24 protein-coding genes are annotated in these 23,636 nt (G+C 71.8%); 14 read left to right on the top strand and 10 right to left on the bottom strand.

The window, feature by feature from the left end; all coding sequences use genetic code 11:
• Positions 1-149 precede the first annotated feature (149 nt).
• Positions 150-692 carry a carboxymuconolactone decarboxylase family protein gene (locus DJ70_RS01435; RefSeq protein ID WP_094529505.1) on the bottom strand — a complete coding sequence of 181 codons (543 nt, stop codon included), beginning with the start codon at positions 690-692 and terminating at the stop codon, positions 150-152.
• Between the two features lie 151 nt (positions 693-843).
• Between DJ70_RS01435 and DJ70_RS01430 the strand changes: the two genes are divergently transcribed.
• Positions 844-1,773: a 1,4-dihydroxy-2-naphthoate polyprenyltransferase gene (locus tag DJ70_RS01430; protein ID WP_094529503.1), complete on the top strand. Its 930-nt coding sequence runs from the start codon at positions 844-846 to the stop codon at positions 1,771-1,773.
• Complete coding sequence (locus tag DJ70_RS01425; RefSeq protein ID WP_094529501.1) at positions 1,773-2,891, top strand: mandelate racemase/muconate lactonizing enzyme family protein; 1,119 nt, start codon at positions 1,773-1,775, stop codon at positions 2,889-2,891. Before DJ70_RS01430 ends, DJ70_RS01425 begins: the two co-directional genes overlap by 1 nt.
• A 46-nt stretch (positions 2,892-2,937) precedes the next feature.
• Here the strand turns inward: DJ70_RS01425 and DJ70_RS01420 are convergent, their stop codons facing one another.
• Both DJ70_RS01420 and DJ70_RS01415 read right to left on the bottom strand, forming a co-directional pair.
• A complete protein-coding gene (locus DJ70_RS01420) occupies positions 2,938-3,489 on the bottom strand; it encodes a hypothetical protein (RefSeq protein WP_094529499.1) in 552 nt (183 codons plus the stop codon).
• Positions 3,490-3,588: 99 nt separating this feature from the next.
• The gene (locus DJ70_RS01415) at positions 3,589-3,957 is read right to left on the bottom strand and encodes a hypothetical protein (RefSeq protein ID WP_094529497.1); all 369 of its coding nucleotides are present in this window, start codon (positions 3,955-3,957) and stop codon (positions 3,589-3,591) included.
• Between the two features lie 108 nt (positions 3,958-4,065).
• On the opposite strand from DJ70_RS01415, the gene DJ70_RS01410 reads away from it, so the two are divergent.
• Positions 4,066-6,753 carry an AAA domain-containing protein gene (locus DJ70_RS01410; RefSeq protein WP_094529496.1) on the top strand — a complete coding sequence of 896 codons (2,688 nt, stop codon included), beginning with the start codon at positions 4,066-4,068 and terminating at the stop codon, positions 6,751-6,753.
• 46 nt (positions 6,754-6,799) lie between these two features.
• On the opposite strand, the gene DJ70_RS01405 is transcribed toward DJ70_RS01410, so the two are convergent.
• Positions 6,800-7,870, bottom strand: a complete 1,071-nt coding sequence (locus DJ70_RS01405; RefSeq protein WP_094529494.1) for a pyridoxal-phosphate-dependent aminotransferase family protein — start codon at positions 7,868-7,870, stop codon at positions 6,800-6,802.
• 165 nt (positions 7,871-8,035) lie between these two features.
• Here DJ70_RS01405 and DJ70_RS01400 point away from each other — a divergent pair, with 165 nt between their 5' ends.
• Both DJ70_RS01400 and DJ70_RS01395 read left to right on the top strand, forming a co-directional pair.
• The gene (locus DJ70_RS01400) at positions 8,036-8,914 is read left to right on the top strand and encodes a YqcI/YcgG family protein (protein WP_094529492.1); all 879 of its coding nucleotides are present in this window, start codon (positions 8,036-8,038) and stop codon (positions 8,912-8,914) included.
• Positions 8,907-9,482 (top strand): cysteine hydrolase family protein, encoded by a 576-nt coding sequence (locus tag DJ70_RS01395; protein ID WP_094529490.1) that lies wholly within the window; start codon positions 8,907-8,909, stop codon positions 9,480-9,482. The genes DJ70_RS01400 and DJ70_RS01395 overlap by 8 nt, the downstream gene beginning before the upstream one ends.
• A gap of 35 nt (positions 9,483-9,517) precedes the next feature.
• Here DJ70_RS01395 and DJ70_RS01390 read toward each other — a convergent pair whose 3' ends face one another.
• Positions 9,518-10,708, bottom strand: coding sequence for a trans-sulfuration enzyme family protein (locus DJ70_RS01390; protein ID WP_094529488.1), 1,191 nt, complete (start codon positions 10,706-10,708; stop codon positions 9,518-9,520).
• A gap of 136 nt (positions 10,709-10,844) precedes the next feature.
• Here DJ70_RS01390 and lipA point away from each other — a divergent pair, with 136 nt between their 5' ends.
• On the top strand, positions 10,845-11,834 hold the full coding sequence (lipA, locus tag DJ70_RS01385) for a lipoyl synthase (RefSeq protein ID WP_094529486.1): 990 nt from the start codon (positions 10,845-10,847) through the stop codon (positions 11,832-11,834).
• Between the two features lie 4 nt (positions 11,835-11,838).
• On the opposite strand, the gene ggt is transcribed toward lipA, so the two are convergent.
• Positions 11,839-13,467 (bottom strand): gamma-glutamyltransferase, encoded by a 1,629-nt coding sequence (ggt, locus tag DJ70_RS01380; RefSeq protein ID WP_094529484.1) that lies wholly within the window; start codon positions 13,465-13,467, stop codon positions 11,839-11,841.
• 174 nt (positions 13,468-13,641) lie between these two features.
• On the opposite strand from ggt, the gene DJ70_RS01375 reads away from it, so the two are divergent.
• Together DJ70_RS01375 and DJ70_RS01370 are read left to right on the top strand one after the other, a co-directional pair.
• Entirely contained in the window at positions 13,642-14,010 is a 369-nt protein-coding gene (locus tag DJ70_RS01375) for an Hsp20/alpha crystallin family protein (RefSeq protein ID WP_094529482.1), read from the top strand.
• 266 nt (positions 14,011-14,276) lie between these two features.
• A complete protein-coding gene (locus DJ70_RS01370; protein ID WP_094529480.1) occupies positions 14,277-15,203 on the top strand; it encodes a DMT family transporter in 927 nt (308 codons plus the stop codon).
• Positions 15,204-15,239: 36 nt separating this feature from the next.
• Here DJ70_RS01370 and bcp read toward each other — a convergent pair whose 3' ends face one another.
• Positions 15,240-15,707 (bottom strand): thioredoxin-dependent thiol peroxidase, encoded by a 468-nt coding sequence (bcp, locus tag DJ70_RS01365; protein WP_094529478.1) that lies wholly within the window; start codon positions 15,705-15,707, stop codon positions 15,240-15,242.
• Between the two features lie 144 nt (positions 15,708-15,851).
• Between bcp and DJ70_RS01360 the strand changes: the two genes are divergently transcribed.
• Together DJ70_RS01360 and DJ70_RS01355 are read left to right on the top strand one after the other, a co-directional pair.
• Positions 15,852-16,310, top strand: a complete 459-nt coding sequence (locus tag DJ70_RS01360; RefSeq protein WP_094529476.1) for a hypothetical protein — start codon at positions 15,852-15,854, stop codon at positions 16,308-16,310.
• Between the two features lie 67 nt (positions 16,311-16,377).
• Positions 16,378-16,938, top strand: coding sequence for a thioredoxin family protein (locus tag DJ70_RS01355; protein WP_094529474.1), 561 nt, complete (start codon positions 16,378-16,380; stop codon positions 16,936-16,938).
• A 39-nt stretch (positions 16,939-16,977) separates the two neighbouring features.
• On the opposite strand, the gene DJ70_RS01350 is transcribed toward DJ70_RS01355, so the two are convergent.
• Entirely contained in the window at positions 16,978-17,478 is a 501-nt protein-coding gene (locus tag DJ70_RS01350) for a DUF3592 domain-containing protein (protein ID WP_094529472.1), read from the bottom strand.
• Between the two features lie 118 nt (positions 17,479-17,596).
• Here DJ70_RS01350 and DJ70_RS01345 point away from each other — a divergent pair, with 118 nt between their 5' ends.
• The 3 genes from DJ70_RS01345 to DJ70_RS01335 are packed head-to-tail and all read left to right on the top strand — an operon-like array spanning position 17,597 to position 19,102.
• Positions 17,597-18,292, top strand: coding sequence for a hypothetical protein (locus DJ70_RS01345; protein WP_394338441.1), 696 nt, complete (start codon positions 17,597-17,599; stop codon positions 18,290-18,292).
• 7 nt (positions 18,293-18,299) lie between these two features.
• Positions 18,300-18,716: a hypothetical protein gene (locus tag DJ70_RS01340; protein WP_094529470.1), complete on the top strand. Its 417-nt coding sequence runs from the start codon at positions 18,300-18,302 to the stop codon at positions 18,714-18,716.
• Positions 18,717-18,775: 59 nt separating this feature from the next.
• Complete coding sequence (locus tag DJ70_RS01335) at positions 18,776-19,102, top strand: hypothetical protein (protein ID WP_094529468.1); 327 nt, start codon at positions 18,776-18,778, stop codon at positions 19,100-19,102.
• A gap of 32 nt (positions 19,103-19,134) precedes the next feature.
• Here DJ70_RS01335 and DJ70_RS01330 read toward each other — a convergent pair whose 3' ends face one another.
• On the bottom strand, positions 19,135-19,440 hold the full coding sequence (locus DJ70_RS01330) for a PRC-barrel domain-containing protein (protein WP_094529466.1): 306 nt from the start codon (positions 19,438-19,440) through the stop codon (positions 19,135-19,137).
• Between the two features lie 105 nt (positions 19,441-19,545).
• Positions 19,546-20,583 (bottom strand): sodium:calcium antiporter, encoded by a 1,038-nt coding sequence (locus DJ70_RS01325; protein ID WP_094529463.1) that lies wholly within the window; start codon positions 20,581-20,583, stop codon positions 19,546-19,548.
• 173 nt (positions 20,584-20,756) lie between these two features.
• Here DJ70_RS01325 and DJ70_RS01320 point away from each other — a divergent pair.
• A partial coding sequence (locus tag DJ70_RS01320; RefSeq protein WP_094529461.1) for an FAD-binding and (Fe-S)-binding domain-containing protein occupies positions 20,757-23,636 on the top strand: 2,880 nt, incomplete at its 3' end.

Below are 23,636 nucleotides of genomic sequence, written 5' to 3'. Positions count from 1 at the left end.
CACCTCACACCTCCCCAGCCTCGCGGCTCACGGCTCGCGGCTTCGCCGCTCGCCACCGAGGTGCTCGTTTCACTCGCACCTCGCTCGCCGCGTCCCTCGCGGGCGGTTCGCGCCCTCCGGGCGCTCACCGGCGCGCCACCGCCCATCGCTCACCGCGGGTCCCAGCCGTGGAACGTCGTCCCCGCCTCCAACTCGAGGTCGAACGCGCGGATGAGCGCCCCGAGCGCGGCGTACCCCCCTGCCGTTGCGGCGATCCCGACGATCTCGTCGTCGTCGTACAGCGCCGCGATCGACTCGTGGGTGACCGCGTCGACGGACTCCTCGACGACGGCCCGGACGTACGCCACGAGCGTCCGCTCGTCGGCGTCGAGCGGCGACGGGTCGCCCGTCCCGATCCCGGCGATGACGGCGTCGTCGATGCCGACGTCGCGCGCGATGTTGACGTGCTGGTGCCACTCGTAGCGGCTGTCGATCGTCGCCGCCGTCGCGAGGATGACGAGCTCCCGTTCCCGATCCGTGAGCCCGCTGTCGTTCCACAGCGAGCGCAGGTACGCCCGCATCCCCGCGAGCACGGCCGGGTTGTTGCCGAGCGACCGGTACACGTTGAGCGGCTTCCCCTGGAGCGCCGACTCCAGCAACGCCTCGTGTTCGTCCGGGACGTCCGCCGCCTCGACGTATGGAACGCGTGCCATACGCCCGACGCGGTCGCACGTGGGTTAGGTGTACGCGAGTCGGTAGCGTTCTCCGCGAGTCGACGCCGACGGGACCCGGACGGGCTCGGCGATGCCGGCGACCCCGCCGTCGATGGGAAGGTTAAGGGGCGACACTCCCCAAGCGTCGGTAATGGCTACGGAGGTGTCGCGTCGGCGGGCGTGGGTGATCGCCGCGCGACCGCAGACGCTCCCCGCGGCGGCCGCGCCCGTGATCGTCGGCGTCGGGCTCGCGGTCGGGGCCGGCACGTTCGCCCCGCTCCCGGCGCTCGCGGCGCTCGTCGGCGCGGCGCTGATCCAGATCGGGACCAACTTCGCGAACGACTACTACGACGCGATCCAGGGCGCGGACACCGACGACCGCGAGGGGTTCACCCGCGTCGTCGCCAGCGGCCTCATCGAGCCGGCGGAGGTCAAACGCGCGATGTGGCTGACGTTCGCGGCCGCCATCGGCGTCGGCACCTACCTCGTCGCCGTCGGCGGCGTCCCGATCCTCGTCGTCGGGCTGGCGAGCGTCGCGGCCGGGATCGCCTACACCGGCGGCCCGTACCCGCTCGGCTACCACGGGCTCGGCGACGTGTTCGTCTTCGTCTTCTTCGGGCTGATCGCGGTCACCGGAACCTACTACGTCCAGGCCGCGGCGCTCCTCGGCGGGGCGTTCCCGCTGTGGATCCCCGAGGGGACCGTCACGCTCTCGGCCGCCGCCGCCAGCCTGCCGGTGGCCGCGCTCTCGACGAACATCCTCGTCGTCAACAACGTCCGCGACCGCGAGGAGGACGCGGCGACGGGCAAGCGAACCCTCGCGGTCCGGTTCGGCTACCGGTTCTCGCGGGTCCAGTACGTCGGCCTCCTCGCGCTCGCGTACGTCACCCCCTTCTGGTTCGTCGCGACCGGGGACGGGCTCACGGTCCTCCTCCCGCTCCTCACGCTGCCGCTCGCGGCGAGCGTCGCCCGGACCGTCCTGACCGAGACGAGCGGCGACGCGCTCAACCCCGCGCTCGAGTCGACCGGGAAGCTGCTCGCGGCGTACGCGGTCGCGTTCGCCGTCGGCCTCGCGCTCTGATGAGAGTTCGTCCGTTCTCCGTCGCGCTCGCGAGCCCGCTCCGGACCGCCCGCGAGGAGCTGACCGACCGGGCGGGGTTCCTCGTCGGCGTCGGCACCTCCGACGGTGAGGTCGACCGGGACGGCGGCGACGGCGACACCGACGACGGCGACACCGACAACGTGGACGCACCCGCGACCGGGATCGGCGAGGCGACGCCGCTGCCCGGCTGGACCGAGTCGCGGTCGGCGTGTGCGGCCGCGCTCCGCGAGGCGGCCGCGAACTCGGGGGGGCCGGCTGCCGCGCTCGACGACCTCGACGCCGACGACGCGCCCGCCGCCCGCCACGGGCTCGCGCTCGCGCTCGCCGACGCGGCCGCCCGCGAGGCGGACCGGTCGCTTTCCGCGCACCTCGCCGACCGGACCGGACTCCCGGAACCCGCCGACTTCGTCCCGGTGAACGCCACGATCGGGGACGGGACGCCGGAAGCGACCGCGGCGGACGCGGAGCGCGCGGCCGCGGACGGCTACCGCTGTCTGAAGGTGAAGGCGGGCGCGCGCCCGCTGGAGATCGACCTCGACCGGCTGCGGGCGGTCAGGGAGGCCGTGGGGCCCGCGATCGACCTCCGCGTCGACGCGAACGGCGCGTGGGACCGGTCGACGGCGCGACGGGCGCTCGACCGGCTGGAGCCCCTCGATCTCGCGTACGTCGAGCAGCCGCTTCCCGCCGCCGACCTCGACGCCACCGCCCGACTCCGCGCGGAGACCGCGGTGCCGATCGCGCTCGACGAGTCGCTCGCCGAACGCTCGGTCGGGGAGGTGCTGGCGGCCGACGCGGCCGACGCGCTCGTGATCAAGCCGATGGCGCTCGGCGGCCCTGACCGCGCGCTCGCGGCGGCGCTGCGGGCCCGCGAGGCGGGCGTCGAGCCGGTGGTCACGACGACGATCGACGCCGTCGTCGCGCGGACCACGGCCGTCCACGTCGCCGGCGCGGTCCCCGACGTCGCCGCCTGCGGGCTCGCGACCGGCGGGCTGCTCGCCGAGGATCTCGCGCCGGACCCCTGTCCGGTCGACGACGGACGGGTGGAGGTGCCCGACGGGCCGGGGATCGCGGGCGGCGCGTTCGACGGGCTGGTGTGAGAAACCCGTGCGGGAACGGCGGTCGGGACGGACCGATATCGAGGCCTCAGTGGAAGCCGCGGTCGACGTCGTCGGCGTCGATCAGGTCGTCGAGCTCCGCCGAGAGCAGCTCCTCCGCCTCCGCGAAGGTGTCGCCCAGCTCGTCGAGCTCGTCGGGGCGGCCGTCGAACTCGTAGTCCATGGGGCCGAACGCGGGCGAGTCGATCGCCTCCATCACGTCCTCGAAGAGGTGGTCGGGCTCCGTGGGGGCCTCCGCGTGGACCTTCAGCGTCTCCTCCAGTCGGGTCGCCATGCTCTTCGCCTCGTCCTCGCTCTCGGGGGGCGACCGCACCGCGAACCGCCCCGGCGACCCCTCGTCGGGGAGCAGCGGGTCGAGGTCGTCGTCGACCTTCCGGGCCACGCGGGTCCCGACCCCGCGGAGGTCGCGCGGGTTCTTCGCGTACGTCTTCAGGTGGTAGACGCCGACGCTCGGGTGCCCGAAGTAGAGGTCCTCGCCGAGTCCCCCGCGTCGGGAGCCGGCGACGGCGCGCCAGCCGTCCGGGTCGGTCGAGTCGCTCGCGACGTCAGCGAGGATCTCCTGCCAGTCGCGTACGCGCATGTCGGCGTCACGTTCCGGCGGAGTCCGCATGAGCGTGTCGGTCGCGGCGACCGGACCGGGGCCCGAGAACGGCTCGCGGAGCGGGACCCGTCCGGCGTCTCACCGCTCGGACGCCCGCTGCCGTCCGTCTCGCGGGGAGGAGTACGACTCCCACGCGATCAACAGCGAGCCGCCGACGAGAAAGAGGTAGGCGAGCGGCGCGTCCGCCCCGGCGATCAGGTCGGCGGACCCCCAGAGCACGAGCACGCCGTACAGCGCGATCCGGAAGCGGGCGGTGTCGTATCCCTCGCGGAAGGTTCCCCAGACGACGACCGCCGCGATGTAGAGGCTGACGACCGCGTCGCCGGCGGCCGCGAGCCCGGCGCTCGCGACGCGGAGGGACGCGCTCGCGACCGACAGCACGGCCAGCACGACGACGAGTCCCACGACGACGGGCCGCCCGTAGCGGTCGTACGACGAGTCGCTCATGCCCGTCCCCACGCGTCGGAGGGTAAGGAACCCTCGGTTCGCCCCGCCGGCGTCCGGTGTCGTTCCCCGCACCGACAGCGTTTTTCGCCGCCGCCGAGGATGGGAGGCGTGAACGTTCGGGGGCCGATCGTCTCCGTCGGGGAGACGCGAACGGTGTCGACGTCGTACGGCGAGCGCGACCTCCGCGAGCTACGGGTCCGCCCGGAGCGCGGCGCGGCCGAGCCGGTCGACGTGACGCTGTGGGGCGACTGGGCCGAGACCGGCGAGCACGCGGAGCCCGGCATGGAACTGCTCGTCACCGACGCGGAGGCGGACGAGTACGGCGGGGAGTCGGGCTACGCGACGACCGGCGACTCGTGGGTCGTGCTCGAACCGGACTTCCTCGTGGACGTGACCGGGATCCGGTCGTGGGTCCAGTGTCCGCGGATGTACTACCTCAACAAGCTCTCCGGGATCCCGCTCAACTACCCGGTCGTCAAGGGGACGATCGTCCACGAGGTGTTCGGCGACCTGCTCCGGGGGATGGACCTCGAGGAGTCGGTCGAGGAGCGCGTCGCGGAGGCGGGCCTCGAACTCGGCTTGCTCGGGTACGAGACGGCCGAGGTGGAGGACGAGGTGCGGCGAAACGCGGCCGCGATCGAGGGGTGGCTCGCGCAGGGCACGCTGACCGACGAGGACACCTGGCGCTCGGAGTTCACGCTCCTCTCGCCGACGTTCGGGCTGAAGGGGCGCGCCGACGCGCTCCGGCGCGGGACCCCCGTGGAACTCAAGACGGGCAAGAACACGAACCGCGAGCCGCGCTTTCAGGACAAGATCCAGGCGGCCTGCTACGCGCTCATGCTCGAGGAGCGCGGCGTGGACCCCGACATCGGAACGCTGCTGTACACCAAGAACACCGCGCTCGAGCGGACCGAGGAGAGCGGCGATCTCGCGCCCGCCAAGGAGTTCACCGTCGGCGACGGCCTGTTGAAGTTCGTCGTGCGCGAGCGCAACGCGCTCGCCGCGATGGAGTGGCGCGCGCTCAACGACCCCGGCGAGCGCCCGACCGTCCCCACGGGATACGAGGCGGACGCGACCTGTAGCTACTGTTTCGAACGGGACGCCTGTATGGTCGTCTCCGGCCGCCTCGATCAGGAGTCGAAGGCCGGGCAGATCGGCACGGCCGTCCCCGAGGAGGAACGTGACTACTTCGACCGGTTCTACACCGCGATCGAGGAGGAGCGCCGCGAGACCCACGCCGAGTACCGGAAGCTCTGGGAGCAGACCCCGGAGGAGCGCGCGGCCGACGACCGGGCGCTGATCGACATCGACCCCGTCTCGCGGACCGAGATCGACGACAACCGCTGGGAGCTCCGCGCCCGCAAGCCTGACGACGCGGTCTCGAAGCTCCGCGAGGGCGACGTGGCGCTCGCGAGCGACGGCGACCCCGTGACCGGTCACGCCGAGCTCGGTCGGATCCGCGAACTGGGCGAGGAGGTCGTCGTCGAGACGGACGAGCCGGTCGACCTCCGGCGGCTCGACGTCTATCCCTCGGAGATCTCCGTCGATCGGATGCTCACCGCCCTCCACGACGCCGTGTTGAAGGGCAGCGAGCGACGGAAGGACGTGATCTTCGGTCGACGGGAGCCGGCGTTCTCGAGCGGGTCCGCCGCCGCCGATCCCCCGACGTACATCGACAACAACGCGGCCCAGAACGCGGCCGTCTCGCTCGCCGTCGACGCCGAGGACTGCGCGCTGATCCACGGCCCGCCGGGGACCGGGAAGACCTACACCATCGCGCGGACGATCCGGGCGCTCGTCGCGGCGGGGAACCGCGTGCTGCTCGCGGCGTTCACGAACCGCGCCGTCGACAACGCCCTGGAGGCGCTGCGCGAGCAGGGGTTCGACGACGTCCTGCGGGTCGGCACCGAGACCGGCGTCCGCGCAGACATGCGGGACGTGCGGCTGGTCGAGCGCGGCGACCCGAACGAGAAGGCCGCGGAGCTGCGGGACGCGCCGGTCGTCGCGGCCACGACCGCCGCCTGCGGCTCCCGCGTCATGCGCGAGTGCGAGTTCGACGTGGCGCTCGTCGACGAGGCCTCCCAGCTCACGGAGCCGAGCACCCACGCCGCGATCACGCTCGCGGACCGGTTCGTGCTCGTCGGCGACCACGAGCAGCTTCCCCCCGTGGTCCGGGCGGAGAACGACCTGAAGACCTCGCTGTTCCAGCGCCTCATCGAGGCGTACCCCGACGCGAGCGTGATGCTCGACCGCCAGTACCGGATGAGCCAGCGGATCCAGGCGTTCGCCTCCGCCGAGTTCTACGACGGCGCGCTCCGGCCCGCCACGTCCGAGGTGGCCGGCCAGCGGCTGGCGGACCTGGGCGTCGACCCCGACGTGCTCGCGCCCGAACTGACCGGCGGCGTCGGCTTCGTCGACCCCGACGGCGAGCGCGACGGCAACCGCAACGTCCGGGAGGCCGAGCGGGTCGCGGGGATCGTCGACGCCTACCTCGCGGCCGGCGTCGACCCCGACGACGTCGGCGTCATCGCGCCGTTCCGCGCGCAGGTCGCGGAGATCGGCCGCCGGACCGACGTGACCGTCGACACCGTCGACCGGTTCCAGGGCTCCTCGAAGGAGGTGGTCGTGGTCTCGTTCGTCGCGACCGGCGACCTCGACGGGCCGATCTTCGAGGACCACCGCCGGGTGAACGTCGCGCTCACCCGCGCGAAGAAGCAGTTGACGCTCGTCGGCGACGCGACGGCGCTCGGCTCCGACCCCTTCTACGGCCGGATGCTGGAGTGGGCGCGGCGGTAGCGGTCGGTCGCGCCGGCGAACGCGACGATCGCGCCCACCTCTCCCGTCACAACGCCGCCTCGAGCGCGTCCATCGTCTCGTCGACGCGATCGACGCGCGCGGCGTGGCCCATGTGGCCGACGCGTACCACGTCGTCGGCGAGGTCGCCGAGGCCGGTCGCGACGAGCACGTCGTGTTCCTCGTGGAGCCGGTTCTGGAGCGCCTCGGCCCGACCGGGGACCTCGAACGCCGTCACGGTCGGCGACGCGCGCTCGGGGTCGCCGAACGGCTCCAGGCCGATCGCCGCGCCGCGCTCGCGACACCGCGCCGCGGCCGCCTCGTGGCGGGCGTAGGCGTCGTCGAGGCCCTCCTCGAGCAGGAGCGCGAGCGCCTCCTCGAGCGCCACGACGTTCGTCGTGAGGTGGGTGTACGGGAACCCCTCGTCCGTGTCGCGCCACGGGAGGAAGTTCGTGTACAGCGAGTGGGGCTCGCGGTCCGCCATCGCCGCCCACGCGCGGTCGCTGATCGCGGCGGTGGTGAGCCCCGGCGGCGCGCTGAAACACTTCTGGGAGGCGCCCAGACAGACGTCGATCCGCTCGGTCGGCACCGGCGTCCCGCCGAGCGAGGAGACGGCGTCGACGACGGTGAGCGTCTCCCCGGCCGCCGATTCCAGCAGATCGAGCGCGGCCTCGAGGTCGTTGAGGGTTCCGGTGGGCGTCTCGCAGTGGACCATCGTCGCGACGTCGAAGTCGGCGTCGTCGCTCGCGAGCGCGTCGTCGAGGGCGTCGAGCGGGAGCGGCTCGTCGTAGGCGGCGTCGACAGGGGTCGCCTCGCCGCCGTAGGACTCGACGAAGTCGGCGAAGCCGTCGCCGTAGAGCCCGTTGGACAGGCACAGCACCTCGGTGCCGGGCTCGACGAGCGAGGCGATCGCGGCCTCCAGCCCGAGGATCCCCTCGCCGCCGGGGACGACGACGTCGTGCGAGTCGACGTCCCCGACCCCGTACACCGTCTCCAACCGGTCGACGAGACGGGCGTAGACGTCCCGGAACGCGGGGTCGACGTCGGGGTTGATCAGCTCGCGGCTCATCGACTCGCGGACGGGCTCTGGGACCGCGGTCGGTCCCGGCGTCATGAGCATACGTCGTCACTCGCGGCCGGCGGGATAAACGCCCCGGCGGGCCGTGCGTGCCGACGCGTCGAGGCTCCGGTCGCCGCGCGGCTCGAATCGATCGTCGCCGTAGCGACGCTCTCACGGCGCGGATCTCGCCGAAAGTCAAAAGCCGGTGGCCCACGGAGCGAACCCATGAACGAGCCCGGAACCGAGGGCGTGCTGTTGGACCAGGAGACGCTCCACGGTCGGCTCGAGGACGCACCCGGCTGGCTCGCGGACCACTACCGCACGTTCCGCGAGTCGATGCTCGGCGAGCGCGACGGGTCGCCGTTCCCGTGTTACTTCGGGATCGAGGTCGAACGCGAGGGGGACCTGTTGTACGGGGCGTGTGGATCCACGAGCGACCCCGCCGCGCTCCTCCGGCTTCGCGACCTCCTCCTGGAGTACCTGGAGACGTATCCGGACCACGCCGAGCGCGCGCCGCTCGCGGTCTTCTTCGCCCCCTTCGGCGAGGACGCGACCGAGGCCGACTACCACGAGGCGCTCTGGCACGTCCTCGAGTTCCTCCACGTCCACGACCCGGAGCCCTGGCCCGAGGAGATCCCGACCGACCCCGACGATCCCTACTGGGAGTTCTGTTTCGGCGGCGAGCCGCTGTTCCCCACCTCGCGGGCCCCCTTCTACGACGAGCGGATGAGCCGCTACTCGCCGATCGGCCTGGAGATCACCTTCCAGCCGCGGGCGGTGTTCGAGGGGATCACGGCGGACACCGAGGCCGGCGAGCGCGCCCGCGAGACGATCCGCTCCCGGATGGAGGCGTACGACGGCGTCTGCCCGCACGCCGACCTCGGCGACTGGGGCGCGGAGGGCGACCGCGAGTGGAGACAGTACCTGTTCCGCGAGGACGACGCGGAGAGCCCCGACGAGTGCCCGCTGGAGCCGACCCGCGACCACCCGAAGGCCCCGGAGGCGCTGCTCGAACGCGGCGCGTGGCGGCGATTCGCGGACGCCGACGACGCCGGCGGCCAGGGCGGATCGGCGCCGACCGTCCTGGGGGTCGGCGATGACTGATCCCGGCCCCTCCGACGATTCGTCGCTTCCCGACGACGCCGTCCTGCTGCTCGTCGACTTCCAGACCGGCTTCGACGAGCCGGGGTGGGGCGAGCGCAACAATCCGGACGCGGAGGCGGTCGCCGCCGACCTCCTCGCGCGCTGGCGCGCCGCCGACCGCCCGATCGCGCACGTGCGACACGACTCGACCGAGCCGGAGTCGCCGCTCCGGGGCGACGCGCCGGGGTTCGCCTGGAAGGCCGAGACCGCGCCGGCCGACGGGGAGGCGACCTTCGTGAAGTCGGTCAACGGCGCGTTCCTCGGGACCGACCTCGACCGATGGTTGACGGAGCGCGATCACGACGCCCTCGTCGTCTGCGGGCTCACCACCGACCACTGCGTCTCGACGACCGTCCGGATGGCGGAGAACCGCGGCTACGACGTGTACCTCGTCGCCGACGCGACCGCGACCCACGAGCGCGAGACCCCCGACGGGGAGCGGATCGACCCGGAGACCTCCCATCGGGTCGCGCTCGCGCACCTCGCCGGCGAGTTCGCGACGGTCGTCGCCGCCGCCGACCTCGTGTGAGTCCGGGTGCCGCCGGCCGGTCCCGCGGAGCCGACTCAGAGGTGTCGTAGCCCCGCCTCCAGGTCGGCGATGAGGTCGTCCGCGCTCTCGACCCCGACGGGCGCTCGGATCAGCGAGTCCGTGATGCCGGACGCCAGCCGCTCGGCCTCGGGCACGTACGACGCCGACATGCTCGCCGGGTGCTCGATCAACGACTCGACGCTGCCGAGGCTGACGGCCAGGGTGAACAGGTCGAGCGACTCCGCGAACGCCCTCGCCTCGGCGCCCCCGCCGTCGATCTCGAACGACACGACGCCGCCGAAGCCGTCCATCTGTCGCGTGGCGAGGTCGTGTTGGGGATGGCTCTCGAGACCGGGGTAGTGGACCGCGGTGACCTTCTCGTGGTCCGTCAGGTAGTTCGCGACGCGCGTCGCGTTCGCCTCGTGTTGGCGCATCCGGAGCGGCAGGGTCTTGCTCCCGCGGAGCACGAGGTAACAGTCGAACGGAGCGAGCATCGCGCCGAGCGCGTACTCCTGGACGAACCGGATCCCGTCGGCGAGGCCGTCGTCGTTCGTCACGACCGCGCCGCCGATCGAGTCGGTGTGGCCGTTGAGGTACTTGGTCGTGCTGTAGACCGAGACGTCCGCGCCCAGCGCCAGCGGGTGCTGGAAGTACGGCGTCGCGAAGGTGTTGTCCACGGCGAGGACGGCGTCGTGCCGGTCGGCGATCTCGCCGATGGCCTCGACGTCACACAGCTTCAAGAGCGGGTTGGTCGGCGACTCCATCCAGCAGAGGGCAGTCTCGGGAGTGACCGCGTCGGCGACGGCGTCGACGTCGGTCGCGTCGACGTACTCGACGCTCACGTCGAAGTGCTCGGCGAGGTAGTCGTCGAAGAGCACCTTCGTCCCGCCGTAGATCCCGTCGAACGCGACGACGTGGTCGCCCGACTCGAGCACGGTGAGACACGTCGTCGCGATGGCGGCCATGCCGGAGCCGAACGTCATCGCGTGGGCCGCGTCGCTCAACGTCGCCACGCGGCGGTCGAGGGCCTCGCGGGTCGGGTTTCCCAGCCGCGAGTACTTGTAGCCGTGGCTCGGGTCGCCGGCCTCGTCCATCGCGAACGTCGACGACAGGTGGATCGGCGACACGAGGTCGCCGGTGCCGCCGGGGTCGAGGTTCGGCTCCTCGCCGGCGTGGATCGCTTCCGTCTCGAACGCCTGGGTCGAACGCGCCGGGGGATCCTCCATACGTTCTCACGGCGGAGGGGTCGCATATAGGTTCTCCCGTCGGCGGCGCTGGACGGACCGGCGCCGTCGACGATCGGCGCCGTCGACGAGCCGATCGACCCGCACGCTTTTGCTCCCGCCGCCCCGAGGAACGGGCATGCAACGCGGCCGGCGGAAACCGGACTGGCTGAAGTCGCGTCCGCCCTCGGGGAGCCGGTTCACGGAGATCAAAGCGAGCCTCCGCGACCGCGACCTCCACACCGTCTGTGAGGAGGCCAACTGCCCGAACATGGGCGAGTGCTGGTCGGGGAGCGCGAACGCGCTCCCGAACGACGAGGCGGCGGACGCCGCCGAGGGCGGCCGGGACGGGCCGGGGACGGCGACGTTCATGCTCATGGGCGACCGCTGCTCGCGCGGGTGTAACTTCTGTGACGTCGAGACCGGCGGGATGGAGCCGCTCGACCCGGACGAGCCCGAGAACGTCGCGGACGCGGTCGCGGAGATCGGCTTGGAGTACGTCGTCCTCACCTCCGTCGACCGCGACGACCTCGCGGACGGCGGCTCCGCACACTTCGCCGAGACGATCCGCGCGATCAAGCGGCGCGACCCCGAGATCCTCGTCGAGACGCTGATCCCCGACTTCGGCGGCGATCCCGCGGCCGTCGACCGGATACTCGACGCCGGTCCCGACGTGATCGCCCACAACGTGGAGACGGTCGAACGGCTCCAGTGGCCCGTGCGCGACCGCCGCGCGACCTACGAGCAGTCGCTCGCCGTGCTCGACCGGGTCGACCGCGAGTCCGACGTCCACACCAAGACCAGCCTCATGCTCGGCGTCGGCGAGTACGACCACGAGGTGTACCGGACGCTCGGCGACCTCCGGGAGGTCGGCGTCGACGTCGTCACCTTCGGCCAGTACCTCCAGCCGTCGCGCTCGCACCTCGACGTCTTCGAGTACGTCCACCCGGACGTCTTCGAGACGTGGCGCGAGGTGGCCGAGACGGAGTTCGACTTCCTCTACTGTGCGTCCGGACCCATGGTCCGCTCGTCGTACAAGGCGGGCGAGCTGTTCGTCGACGCGCTCCTCCGGGAGGGGCGCTCGCCCGAGGACGCCAGGCGACGGGCGCGGGCGGCCGGCGGCGACTGAGGTCTCAATACCCCTGTGCGTTCCCGTCCTTGCGCGGCTCCGTCGCCGCCGAGAGGACGCCGTCCTCGTTCCGGGCGATCTGCGCGCCGCCGAACGTTCCCGGCGAGAGCGTCCGCACGTCGTGGCCCTTCCGGACGAGTTTCGCCGCGACGTCGTCGTCGAAGTGCGGCTCCAGCGCGAGCGTCCCGTCCTCGCGGTACCGCCACCGCGGCTCGTCGAGCGCGCGCTGGAGCGGCATCCCGTAGTCGACGACGTTCGCGATCGTCTGGACGTGTCCCTGCGGCTGCATGTACCCGCCCATCACGCCGAAGGCGGCCCAATCGTCCTCGTCGAACCGGACGAGCCCCGGAATGAGGGTGTGGAACGGCCGCTTGCCGGGCTCGAGGCTGTTCGGGTGCTCGGGGTCGAGCGAGAACGACGACCCGCGGTTCTGGAGGGCGATCCCGGTGTCGCCGGCGACGAGCCCGGAGCCGAACCCGGCGAACCGCGAGTTGATGTACGAGACCACGTTCCCCGCGTCGTCGGCGACGGTGAGGAGGACGGTGTCGGCGTCCTCGGCGTTCGCGTCGGGGACGCCGAAGCTCACGTCGTGGTTCGCCGTCTCGCCGACCGCCGCGGCGCGTCTCCTCGCCCACGCCTTCGACGCCAGCGGCGGGTGGTCCTCGTACTCGGGGTCGGTGATGTAGCGGTGGCCGTCGTGGAAGGCGACCTTCAGCGCCTCCGAGAAGTAGTGGACGCGCTCCGCGGAGTCGTACTCGTGTTCGCCCGCGCCCAGCTCCTCGGCGACGTTGAGCGCCTCGAGCGCGATGAGCCCCTGGTTGTTCGGCGGCAGCTCGTACACCTCCGCGCCGTTGTAGGTGGTCGACACCGGCTCGGGCCACTCGACCTCGAAGTCCGCGAGGTCGTCGACGGTCATGAACCCGCCGTGCGACCGGACCTCGCCCGCGATCGCCTCCGCGATCTCGCCCTCGTAGACCACGTCGGCGCCCTCCGCCGCGATCCGTTCCATGGACTTCCCGAGCCTCGGGAGCGTCACGCGCTGGCCGACCGACGGCGACGCCCCGTCGAAGAGGAACGCCTCGCGGGCGTGGTCGGTCTCGAAGAGCTCCTCGCCGTGTTCCCACTGGGCGGCGACGACCTCCGAGACGGGATACCCCTCCGTCGCCAGCCGGATCGCGGGCCGGAGCAGCTCGCCGAGGTCCATCGTCCCGAGCCGCTCGGCGGTCGCCTCCCAGCCGCGGGCGGTTCCGGGGACGGTGACCGTGTGCGCCCCGGTCGCCGGCATCTCGGCGTCGGCCGGGTCGTCGACGTCGCCGTCCGCGTCGGCGGCGATCGCCTCCCGGACGTTCCCGATCGTCGCGTCCGCCGGTGCGCCGCCGCAGGCGCGCATCGCGCCGACGTCGCCGTCGGCCGTCCGGTACAGCGCGAACACGTCCCCGCCGAGCCCGGTCGAGGTCGGCTCCACGACGTTGAGCGCGGCCGCCGTCGCCACCGCGGCGTCGAAGGCGTTGCCGCCGTCCCGCAGGACGCCGACGCCCGCCTCGCTCGCGAGCGGCTGGCTCGTGGCGACGACGCCGCCCTGTCCGTAGACGGTCGAACGACGTGACCTGAACCGATCGAGGTCTGGCTCCATGCGTGTTGCCCACGGTGGAACCGGTTAAATAACCTCTCGAACCGGTCGAGTTCGGCCGTCGGGTGGCCGGAGGGGGTCGTTCTCGTCCCGACGGGGATCGTTAATTCATCCCATGGTTCGTCAGATTTTTATTGAACCGCGACCATACTACCGAACGGATTCGAGGTGGTACACATGGCTCTTCCACGACCAGCCAGCACGTGGACCGGAGGCATGGACATGCCGAGCAGACTCTTCGAGCGCGGTGGCGACGACTACCAACTGTACGAACGGGACGACGAGTTCGTCCTCACGGTGGAGCTCCCCGGCTTCGATCCCGAGGAGCTCACCGTCTCGTGGGACGACGGAACGTTGAACGTCGCCGGCGAGCACGAGGACGAGTTCCGCGGCACGCGCCGGACGTACCACCGTCGGTTCCGGTTCCCGAAGACTATCCAGGACGGAGAGATCGAAGCCGAGTACGAGAACGGGGTTCTCACCGTCCGGCTCCCGATCGCCTTCGAGGCCGCGGCGACCGGCACCGAGATCGAGATCGAGAGCTGACGGGTCCAGTCGCTCGGGCTCGTCCGGGTCGCTCGGCGACGCACCGGCGTCGTCGAGGACGACCCTCCCGTGGTTCGCCGTCATACCGTTTCTTCCGTGGTTCGTCGCCACGCCGTTTCTTCCGTGGTTCGTCGTCACCTGCCCTCGTCCCCGTTCGCGGCGAGCCGGCTCGTTCGCGTCCGTTCGACGCGAGCCGCCGAGGCCGATCCCCCCGCTGGCTGACCGGAACGAACACCGATATACGGGAGGCCGCCGTCCCCTTCGGCGTGTCCAGGTATCGCGACGTCCTCCTGTTCTTCCTCCTCGCAACCCTCTGGGGCGGCTCGTTCGTCGCCATCGAGGTGGGGCTGGCGTACTACCCGCCCGTGTTGTACGCGGCCTACCGGTTCGACATCGCCGCGCTGGTGCTCGTCACCTACGTCCTGCTCACCGAGTCGAGCCCGCTCCCGCGGACCCGCGGCGACCTCGCCGCGATCGGACTCAGCGGCGGGTTCAACGTGGCCGTCAACAACTCGCTCCTGTTCACCGGCCAGCAGTACACGACGAGCGGGATCGCCTCGATCACCTACAGCCTCGTCCCCATCGTCACCGCGGCGGTCGCGTCGCTGTGGATCGGGGAGTCGAGCCTCGACGCGCGGGGGAGCCTCGGCGTCGTCCTCGCGTTCGTCGGCGTCGGCCTCGTCGCCCAACCGGACCCGGCGAACCTGACCGGCGGCGTGACGATCGGTGTCGCGCTGATCTTCGTCGGCGTGGTCTCCGTCTCCTTCAGCAGCGTCGGACTCCGGGTCGTGGAGACGACGTTCTCGAGCGTCGCGCTCACCGGCTGGGCGATGCTGTTCGGCGGGCTGTTGATGCACGGGTTCAGCCTCGGGCTCGGCGAGGGACAGCGGCTCCCCGCGACCGAGCTCCCGGCGCTCGTCGCGCTCGGCTTTCTCGGCGTGCTGTCCTCGGCGGTGGCGTACAGCATCTACTTCACGCTTCTCGCCCGGCTCGGGGCGTTCGAGATCAACCTCGTCTCGTACGTCGTTCCCGTGGTGGCGACGGTCGCCGGCGCGGTCCTCCTCGCGGAGCCGGTGACCGTCACGACCGTCGCCGGCTTCGTCACCATTCTCGGCGGCTTCGGCCTGGTCAAACGACACGCGATCGCCGAGGAGGTTCCGAAGCTCGTCTCGCGGGTGGGCGGGTTCTTCTGAGCGGGGCCGCCGGAGCCGCGGGTCGGAGGTGCCCGATCAGCCCTCCAGCGCCGCGACGTCCTCGAGGATCCGATCGGCGTGGCCCTCGGGGGAGACACCCTCGTACGCGAGCACGACCGTCCCCGCGGCGTCCACGACGTACGTGTTCCGGAAGACGCCGTCGAAGACGTCCCCGAACAGCTGCTTTTCGCCGTAGGAGTCGTACGCGCTCGCGACCTCGCCGTCGGGATCGGAGAGGAGGTCGAAGGGGAGGTCGTGGTCCGCCGCGAAGTCGGCGAGGTCCTCGACGGGGTCGTCGCTGATCCCGAGCACGGCGACGTCGGCCGCCTCGAAGGCGTCCCACGCGTCGCGGAAGCCGCACGCCTCGGTCGTACAGCCGGGGGTGTCCGCACGGGGATAGAAGTAGACGACCGTGTGGGCGGCGTCGGGATCGTCGAGCGAGACCGGATCGCCGTGCTGGTTCTCGAGCGTGAACGTCGGGGCTTCCGCGCCGGGGTCGAGCATACCCGCCGTCGAGGCGGCGGCCACTTATCGGCTCCGCCCCGCGCCTCGAACGGCGGATCGGCGGACTCGGTCCGGGCGGTGTCCGTCGGCTCGGAGACGGTCTCGCGCCGCACGTTCATATGCGATGCCGGGGCCATCGGTCGCATGTCGTCCGGAGCGGACCCCCCGAGACGGCGGCACCGGCAGGATGGCCCCCGCGTCGGGACCGACGAGCGTCGGCCGGTCGCTCGACTGCGCCCGCCCGACCGCCGGCGGTCCGGCCGCCGGCCGACCGATCGACGCCGGGGCGGGACCGATCCGAACCACGGGGCGCGCGGGTCGGCCGGAACGCCGAAACGCTGGGCGCGAACCCTCTCCATCGCCGCCCCGGCCGGAGCCGTCGCCGTCGTCGGGCTCCGTCTCGGCTCGATCGGCCGGCGGCGCGGTCCGCGGCTCGCGGCCGACCTCGCCGGCCTCCCGGTCGGCGTCGACGGCGGAGTCCTCTCGACACTGGCGGGCGGGATCCACGCCGCGTCGCTCCTCCTCGGTCTCCTCGTCGCGTGCGCGGTCGGCTGGCTCGTCGTCTCGGCCGCGGTCCGGATCGCCGCGATCGGGCTCCACTAGCCCGCCCGTCGTCGGCGGGGGCGGTCCGCCCGGAACGGCTTTGGATCCGGCGACGCTAGCGTCGGGCATGGTCGCGATGGAATCCGACTCGGAGCTCGAACGCGGCGACGCCGCACCCGACTTCGAGCTGCCCGGAACCGACGGCGAGACCCACGCGCTCGACGACTTCGACGTCGACGCGCTGCTCGTGGTGTTCACCTGTAACCACTGCCCGTACGCGAAGGCGAAGTTCGGGCTGCTCAACGACCTGGCCGCCGAGTACGACGACCTGGCGGTGGTCGGGATCAACCCGAACGACGCCGAGGAGTACCCCGACGACTCCTTCGACGCCATGCGCGAGCGGGTCGCGGACGGCACGATCGCCTACGACGCGTACCTCCGGGACGAGACGGGCGAGGTCGCGGCGGCGTACGGCGCGGCGTGTACGCCCGATCCGTTCCTCCTCGGTCACGACGACGGCGAGTGGCGGCTCGCGTATCACGGCCGGCTCGACGACGCGTTGAACCCTGACGACGAGCCGACCGAGTTCTACGTCCGCGACGCGGTCGACGCGGTCCTCGCCGGCGAGGCGGTCCCACATCCGGACCGGCCGTCGCGGGGCTGTTCGATCAAGTGGCCCGAGGAGTGAGGCGGGTCGGGGAGGGCGAGCGAGGTCCGGAGGGGCCGCTCAGGCCCGATCCCGCAACGCGGACCGCCCGCCCGTCAACGCGATGACCGCGCCGATCCCGATCGCGAGGAACGGGGCGTTCGATCGCTGCTTCCTGAGGAACGCGTCGCCGGGCGCGTCGGGCGTCACGTACGCCGTGACCGTCTCGCCGGTCTCGTACTCGTCGATCACGTCCGCCGCGGCCGACCGGGTGTCGTAGGACCGCCGAACCGACGCCGGATACACGCCGGTCGCCGTGTATCTCTCTCCGCGGTACGCGTACTCGTAGCGGACGAACGGGTAGTAGTCCACGTCCGGGCTCGACGCCGAGCTCGTGGAGTCGAGATCGGTCTCGAGGACGGCCGCCTCGACGGGCTCCGCGGTCTCGATCGCTTGCTGCTGCTGGAGGTAGTCGTACCCGCCGTAGCCGGCTATCGCCAGTCCGACGACGAGGAACAACAGGCCGCCGCGGACGGGATCGATCTCCCGTCCGGCGACGGTGACGTCGGTGTCCGGGGACATGGGCGTCGCTCGTTCCCGTCGGTCCGTATGCGTGTCGGATCCGCGCGACCGTCGAACGTCCGCGCCACCGTCGGACCCGCGGAGACGGGTTGAAATGGCTCCCGCCCGAAGGGATCCCATGACGATGAAGGAGGACGGCGAGGCGGAGCTCCACGAGATCGACCGCTTCGACCGCGGCGTGGGGTGGATCGCGTACCCCGGCGAGACGATGGAGCGCGCGAGCCACGCGCTCGCGGTGCCGAACGAGGACGGCGACGACGACGTGTGGGTGATCGACCCGGTCGACGCGCCCGGCGTCGACGACCTCCTCGCGGAGTTCGGGTCGGTCGCCGGCGTCGTCGTCGGTCTCGACCGGCACGAGCGCGACGCCGCGACGGTCGCGGCCCGCCACGACGTGCCCGTCCACGTGCCCGAGTGGATGACGGGCGTCGTGGACGACGTCGACGTCCCGGTTCGCCGCTTCGGCCGTCGCCTGGCCGACTCCGGCTTCGAGTCGATCCGGATCCGCGACTCCGCGGTCCCGCCGTGGCAGGAGGTCGGCCTCTTCGACGGCGAGACGCTCGTGGTGCCCGAGTCGCTCGGGTCGGCGTCGTACTTCCGGGGGGACCGCGAGCGGCTCGGCGTCCACCCGATGCTCCGGCTGACGCCGCCGCGGACGGTCCTCTCCGGGCTCGACCCCGACCGCGTCCTCGTCGGCCACGGCGTCGGCGTCCACGAGAACGCCGCCGCGGCGGTCGAGGACGCGCTCGAGGGGTCCAGACGGAAGGCGCCCGGACTCTACGCGCGGACGCTCCGGGACGCGCTCGGGATCTGACCGGGCCGTGATCCACGTCACCCGCGACCTGCTGACGGTGCTTCTCGACCGCGCCGCCGAGCGCGACCCGACGGCGGTGAGCCTTCGGCTGTCGGCCACGCGTGCGGGGGAGTTCGACGTGGATCTCGGGCTGGACCCCGAGACGCCCGTGTTGACGCACTTCACCGTCGAGGGCGTCGGCGGGTCGGTGAATGCGGTGTTCGGCGTCGACCTCGGGATCCCGGCGGATCGGGGCGGCGCACGGTTCCTCTCGCACCCGACGGGACGGCTCCGGCTCGCGAGGACCGACGACCTCGCCGCGGTCGTCCTCGTCTCGGTGCCGCCGTACGACGACGACTGCGTCGCCGCCTTCGACCGCGCCGGTGACGGGATCGAGCTGGTCGTCCTCGACGCGGCCCCGCCCGCGGAGTCGCTGCCGGAGTGAGGCTCGCCTCCGTCGCGCAAACCCGAGTTTAAAGACGGCCGAGCGGCTACGAGCGGTCGATGGCAGCACGTCCACCAGGCGGCGGCGACTCCGCGGAACCGGAGGCGATCGAGTTCGGCATCGCCGCGCTCGACGCCCGGCTGGAGGAGTCGACCCTCTCGTTTCCCGCGACGAGCGGGGAGATAGTCCGCGCGCTCGATCACCCGGAGATCCCCTACGACTCGAAGGGGCGGACGATCGAGCTGGCGACGGCCTTGGAGGAGACCCCCCAGTCGGAGTTCGAGAACGAAACGGAGCTGCTCGACGCGCTCTACCCCGTCTTCGACGAGGCGCGGCGGGGCGGGAGAGGGATCCTCGGCGGGATCCGGGACGCGCTTCCGTTCTGAGCGGGGTCGCGGAGGACCGGCTCGCGCCGGGTCTAGGTGGCCTGCTGCTCCGTCTCGACGTTCGACTCGTCGGTGTCCGTCTCGAGCCGCTCGATGACGTCGTTGACGAGCACGACGTCGCCGACCGCCCGGACCCACCGGTAGGGGACGATCACGCCGGTGTTTCCGTCGACGCGGCCGGCGAACAGCTCGCCGTTGAGCTCGGCCAGCGCCAGCCCGGTCACCGACTGGGTGTCGAGATCGAGGCGGACGTCCTCCACCTCGCCGACGAAGACGCCGTTGTTCGAGTACACCTCTCTGCCGACGAGCGACGTGATCTCCTCGGGAGCAGCGTTCATGTCAGATACGGTCACGAGCGCGCCTATTAAGCGTTCGTTGTCGGACGACGTCCGTCTGACGCCGGCGTCGCTCGCCCCGCCGATCCCGAGCCGACGGTCGCCCGGTCACGCCGGGAGGACCCGCGTCACGCCGGCCGTCTCGGCGACCACCCACGCGATGAAGAGCAGGTACGCGACGAGCAGCGCGTACGACTCGACGCTCGTCAGGGCCAGGCCGGTTCTGAGCGTCCCGAACAGCAGGACCGTCGCGAGCGTGAGGACGGCGAACATCGGCACGGCGGTCGAGAAGTTCACCGGGACCGCGCCCACGATGAGGACGCCGACGGGGATGACCACGAGCAGGTCGAAGGTGTTCGACCCGAGGACGTTCCCGAGGCTCGTCGCGCTGTTGTCGTCGCGGGCGGACCGCACGCTGACGAGCGTGTCCGGGAGGCTCGTCGCCGCCGCGACGATCGTCATGCCGGCGAGGAACTCGGGGATCCCGAACGCGTGCCCGAGCGACTCGATCGACGACACCATCGCCTCGACGCTGGCGAGGATGACGAGCAGCCCGGCGGCGAGCCTGCCCCACTCGCGGGCGACGGCGACGTCGGCCCCCGTCTCGGCCTCGTAGTCGCCGGTGTCCTGCCACTGGATGAACAGGTAGAGACCGTAGACGAACAGCGGGACCACCGCGAGCGGGCGGGTGATCGAGCCCGACAGGACGCCCCCCGCGCCGGTCGCGACCGGCTCGTAGATGACCGCGAGCGCGAACGTGATGACGAGGACGGAGACCGCGAGCATGTAGAACTGCGCCTCCTTGTACACGATCGTCCGGCTCGAGTCCAGGTCGTCGGCGGTCGCGAGCCCCGAGAGCGCCGGAACGACGAGGATGTTGAAGATGGCGGAGCCGACGATCGCCCCGACCCCCATGTCGAAGACGCCGGCGAGCGCGGTGACGACCACGCTCGCGAACTCGGGGAAGCTCGAGCCGACCGCGACGACGACGGTTCCCTGGACGACCGGCGGGAGCCCGTAGTGCGTCGAGAGTCCCTCCGCGGCCTCCTCGAGCCACCCGCTGCCGATCCAGATCAGCCCGCTCGCGGCCACGACCACGAGGACGTTCACGGCCGCGGTGTCCGGAAGGAGGCCTCCGAGGACCATCGTGTCCGGACGATCCGCGAGCGCGCGAATGAAACCACCGGTGTCGGCGGTTCGATCGACCGGGCGAGGGAACCCGGCGCGGGAACGAGATCGGCCGAACCCGCCGCCGGCGACCCGAAGAGGAACCCGGCAACCCCGAGGGACTTTTGTCGATCCGAGCGAGAGTGAATCGCATGGCAACACACTCGAGCGGGTCGGACCGCGATCCGCGGGAGGGAGGGGACTTCGAGTACACCGGCGGAGGGGTCGAACGGCCCGACCTCGTCGACGCGCTCGACCGACGCGTGGAGGGAGACGTGCGGTTCGACGACTACTCGCGCCGGCTGTACGCGACCGACGCCTCGGCGTACGAGGTGACGCCGATCGGCGTCGTCTTCCCGGAGTCGACGGCGGACGTGGCCGCGGTCCAGGAGTACTGTTTCGAGGAGGGGGTTCCGGTGTTGCCGCGCGGCGGCGGCACCTCGCTCGCCGGCCAGACCGTGAACGAGGCGGTGGTCCTCGACTTCTCGAAGGCGATGGACTCCGTGATCGACGCCGACCCCGAGGCGGAGACCGCCCGCGTGGAGGCCGGCGCGTACGTCGGCGACCTCAACGCGGCCGTCGAGCCGCACGGCCTGAAGTTCGCGCCCGATCCCGCCTGGCGCGACAAGTCCGCGGTCGGCGGCGCGATCGGCAACAACTCCACCGGCTCCCACTCGCTGAAGTACGGCAAGACGGACCACTACGTCGAGGAGCTCGAGGTCGTGCTCGCGGACGGGACCGTCGCCACCCTCGGCGAGGAGCGCGTCGACGACCTCCGGGCGTCCGCCGACCCCGAGAGCGACGACCTCCTCCCCCGGATCCACGCGGAGATCGTCCGGATCCTGGACGAGGAGGCCGACGAGATAGACGACCGGTTCCCGGCGATGAAACGCAACGTCTCCGGCTACAACCTCGACCGGCTGCTCGCGGAGCACCGCGGCGAGTACGGCGAGGCGGGCGTCGTCAATCTCGGCCGACTCATGGCGGGCAGCGAGGGGACGCTCGCGACGGTGACGGAGGCGACCGTCTCGCTCGTCGAGATCCCGGAGACGAAGGCGGTGGCGCTTCTCACCTATGGCGACCTGCTGGACGCGATGGAGGACGTCGCGCCGATCCTCGAGCACGACCCCGCGGCGGTCGAGGTGATGGACGACGTGCTGCTCGAACTCGCCGCCGACACGCCCGAGTTCGCGGAGGTCGTCGGGATGCTGCCCGACGGGACCGACTCGGTCCTCCTCGTCGAGTTCTACGCCGAGAGCGACGAGGCGGGCCGGCGGAAGGTCGCGGATCTGGTCGCCGACCGCGTCGACGGCGCGGAGACCGTCGCCGACCCGAGCCCCGGCGCCGCGGAGACGACCGCCCAACCCCGCCGGGCGCTGGCGGCCATGGAGGCGCACGACCCCGACGAGCGCGCCCGCTTCTGGAAGATGCGCAAGTCGGGGCTCCCGATCCTGCTGTCGCGGACCTCCGACGCCAAGCACATCTCCTTCATCGAGGACTGTGCGATCCCGCCGGAACACCTCCCAGAGTACACGCGGGAGTTCCAGGAGATCCTCGAGGACACGGGGACGTTCGCGACGTTCTACGCGCACGCCGGTCCCGGCGTGCTCCACGTCCGGCCGCTGATCGACACGAAACAGGTCGACGAGGTGGAGACGATGGTCGAGGTCGCCGACCGCGTGACCGACGCGGTCGTCCGGCTCGGCGGGTCCGTCTCCGGCGAACACGGCGACGGGCACGCGCGGACCCAGTGGAACCGAAAGCTGTACGGCGACGACCTCTGGGAGACGTTCCGCGAGTTGAAGACCGCCTTCGACCCCGGCTGGCTCCTCAACCCCGGCAACGTCTGCGGGGACTTCGACATGAGCGAGAACCTCCGGTTCGACCCCGACTACGAGTTCGACGCCGGCTTCGACGCCGCGATGCAGTGGGACAACGAGAACGGGATGCAGGGGATGGTCGAGCTCTGTCACGGCTGCGGCGGCTGCCGGGGACCACAGGAGACGACGGGCGGCGTGATGTGTCCGACGTTCCGGGCCGCCGAGGAGGAGATCCAGTCGACGCGGGGCCGGGCGAACATGCTCCGCGGCGCGATGAACGGAGAACTCCCCGACGACCCGACCGAGGACGAGTTCGTGACCGAGGTGATGGACCTCTGTGTCGGCTGTAAGGGCTGTAAGGTCGACTGTCCGAGCGGCGTCGACATGGCGAAGCTGAAAGCCGAGGTCGAACACGCCCACCACGAGGAACACGGCACCGACCTCCGGACCCGGCTGCTCGGGAAGTTCGAGGACCTCGCGCCGCTCGGCTCCCGGTTCGCCCCGCTCTCGAACCTCCCCGGAAAAGTCCCCGGCGCGGGGCTCCTCCTCGAGAAGACCCTCGGGATCGCGAGCGAGCGCGACCTCCCGACGTTCCGCTCGGAGAGCCTGCTCGACTGGTTCGAGGCCCGCGGCGGCGCGGGCGTTTCCCCCGAAGCGGCCGACCGCGAGGTGCTGTTGTTCCCCGACGTGTACACGGCCTACACGAGCCCGAGCGCGGGGAAGGCCGCGGTCCGCGTGCTCGAGGCCGCGAACTGCCACGTGTCGATCCCGGACGTGAAGGGGAGCGGCCGGCCGCCCCACTCGAAGGGCCTCATCGACGAGTCGCGCGCGACCGCCCGCGACACCGTCGAGACGCTCGCGCCCGACGTCGCGGCGGGCCGGGACGTGGTCGTCGTCGAGCCCACCGACGCCGTCATGCTCCAGTCGGACTACGCCGACCTGCTCGGCGGCGACGCCAGCGACGTTCCCGACGAGGACGTCGCGGCGCTCTCGGAGGCCACCTTCGGCGTGATGGAGTACGTCGACGCTCTCCGGCTCGACGAGGGGCTCGAGTTCGACGCGCCCGGCGAGCGGCTCGCCTACCACGGCCACTGCCACCAGAAGGCGACGAAGAAGGACCACCACGCCGTGGGCGTGCTCCGCCGGGCCGGCTACGGCGTCGAGCCGCTCGACACCACCTGCTGTGGAATGGCCGGCTCGTTCGGCTACGAG

Origin of the sequence: Halorubrum halodurans (assembly GCF_002252985.1) — an archaeon.
In the GTDB taxonomy this organism is placed as follows: domain Archaea; phylum Halobacteriota; class Halobacteria; order Halobacteriales; family Haloferacaceae; genus Halorubrum; species Halorubrum halodurans.
This window is presented reverse-complemented; position numbering and strand designations above follow the sequence as displayed.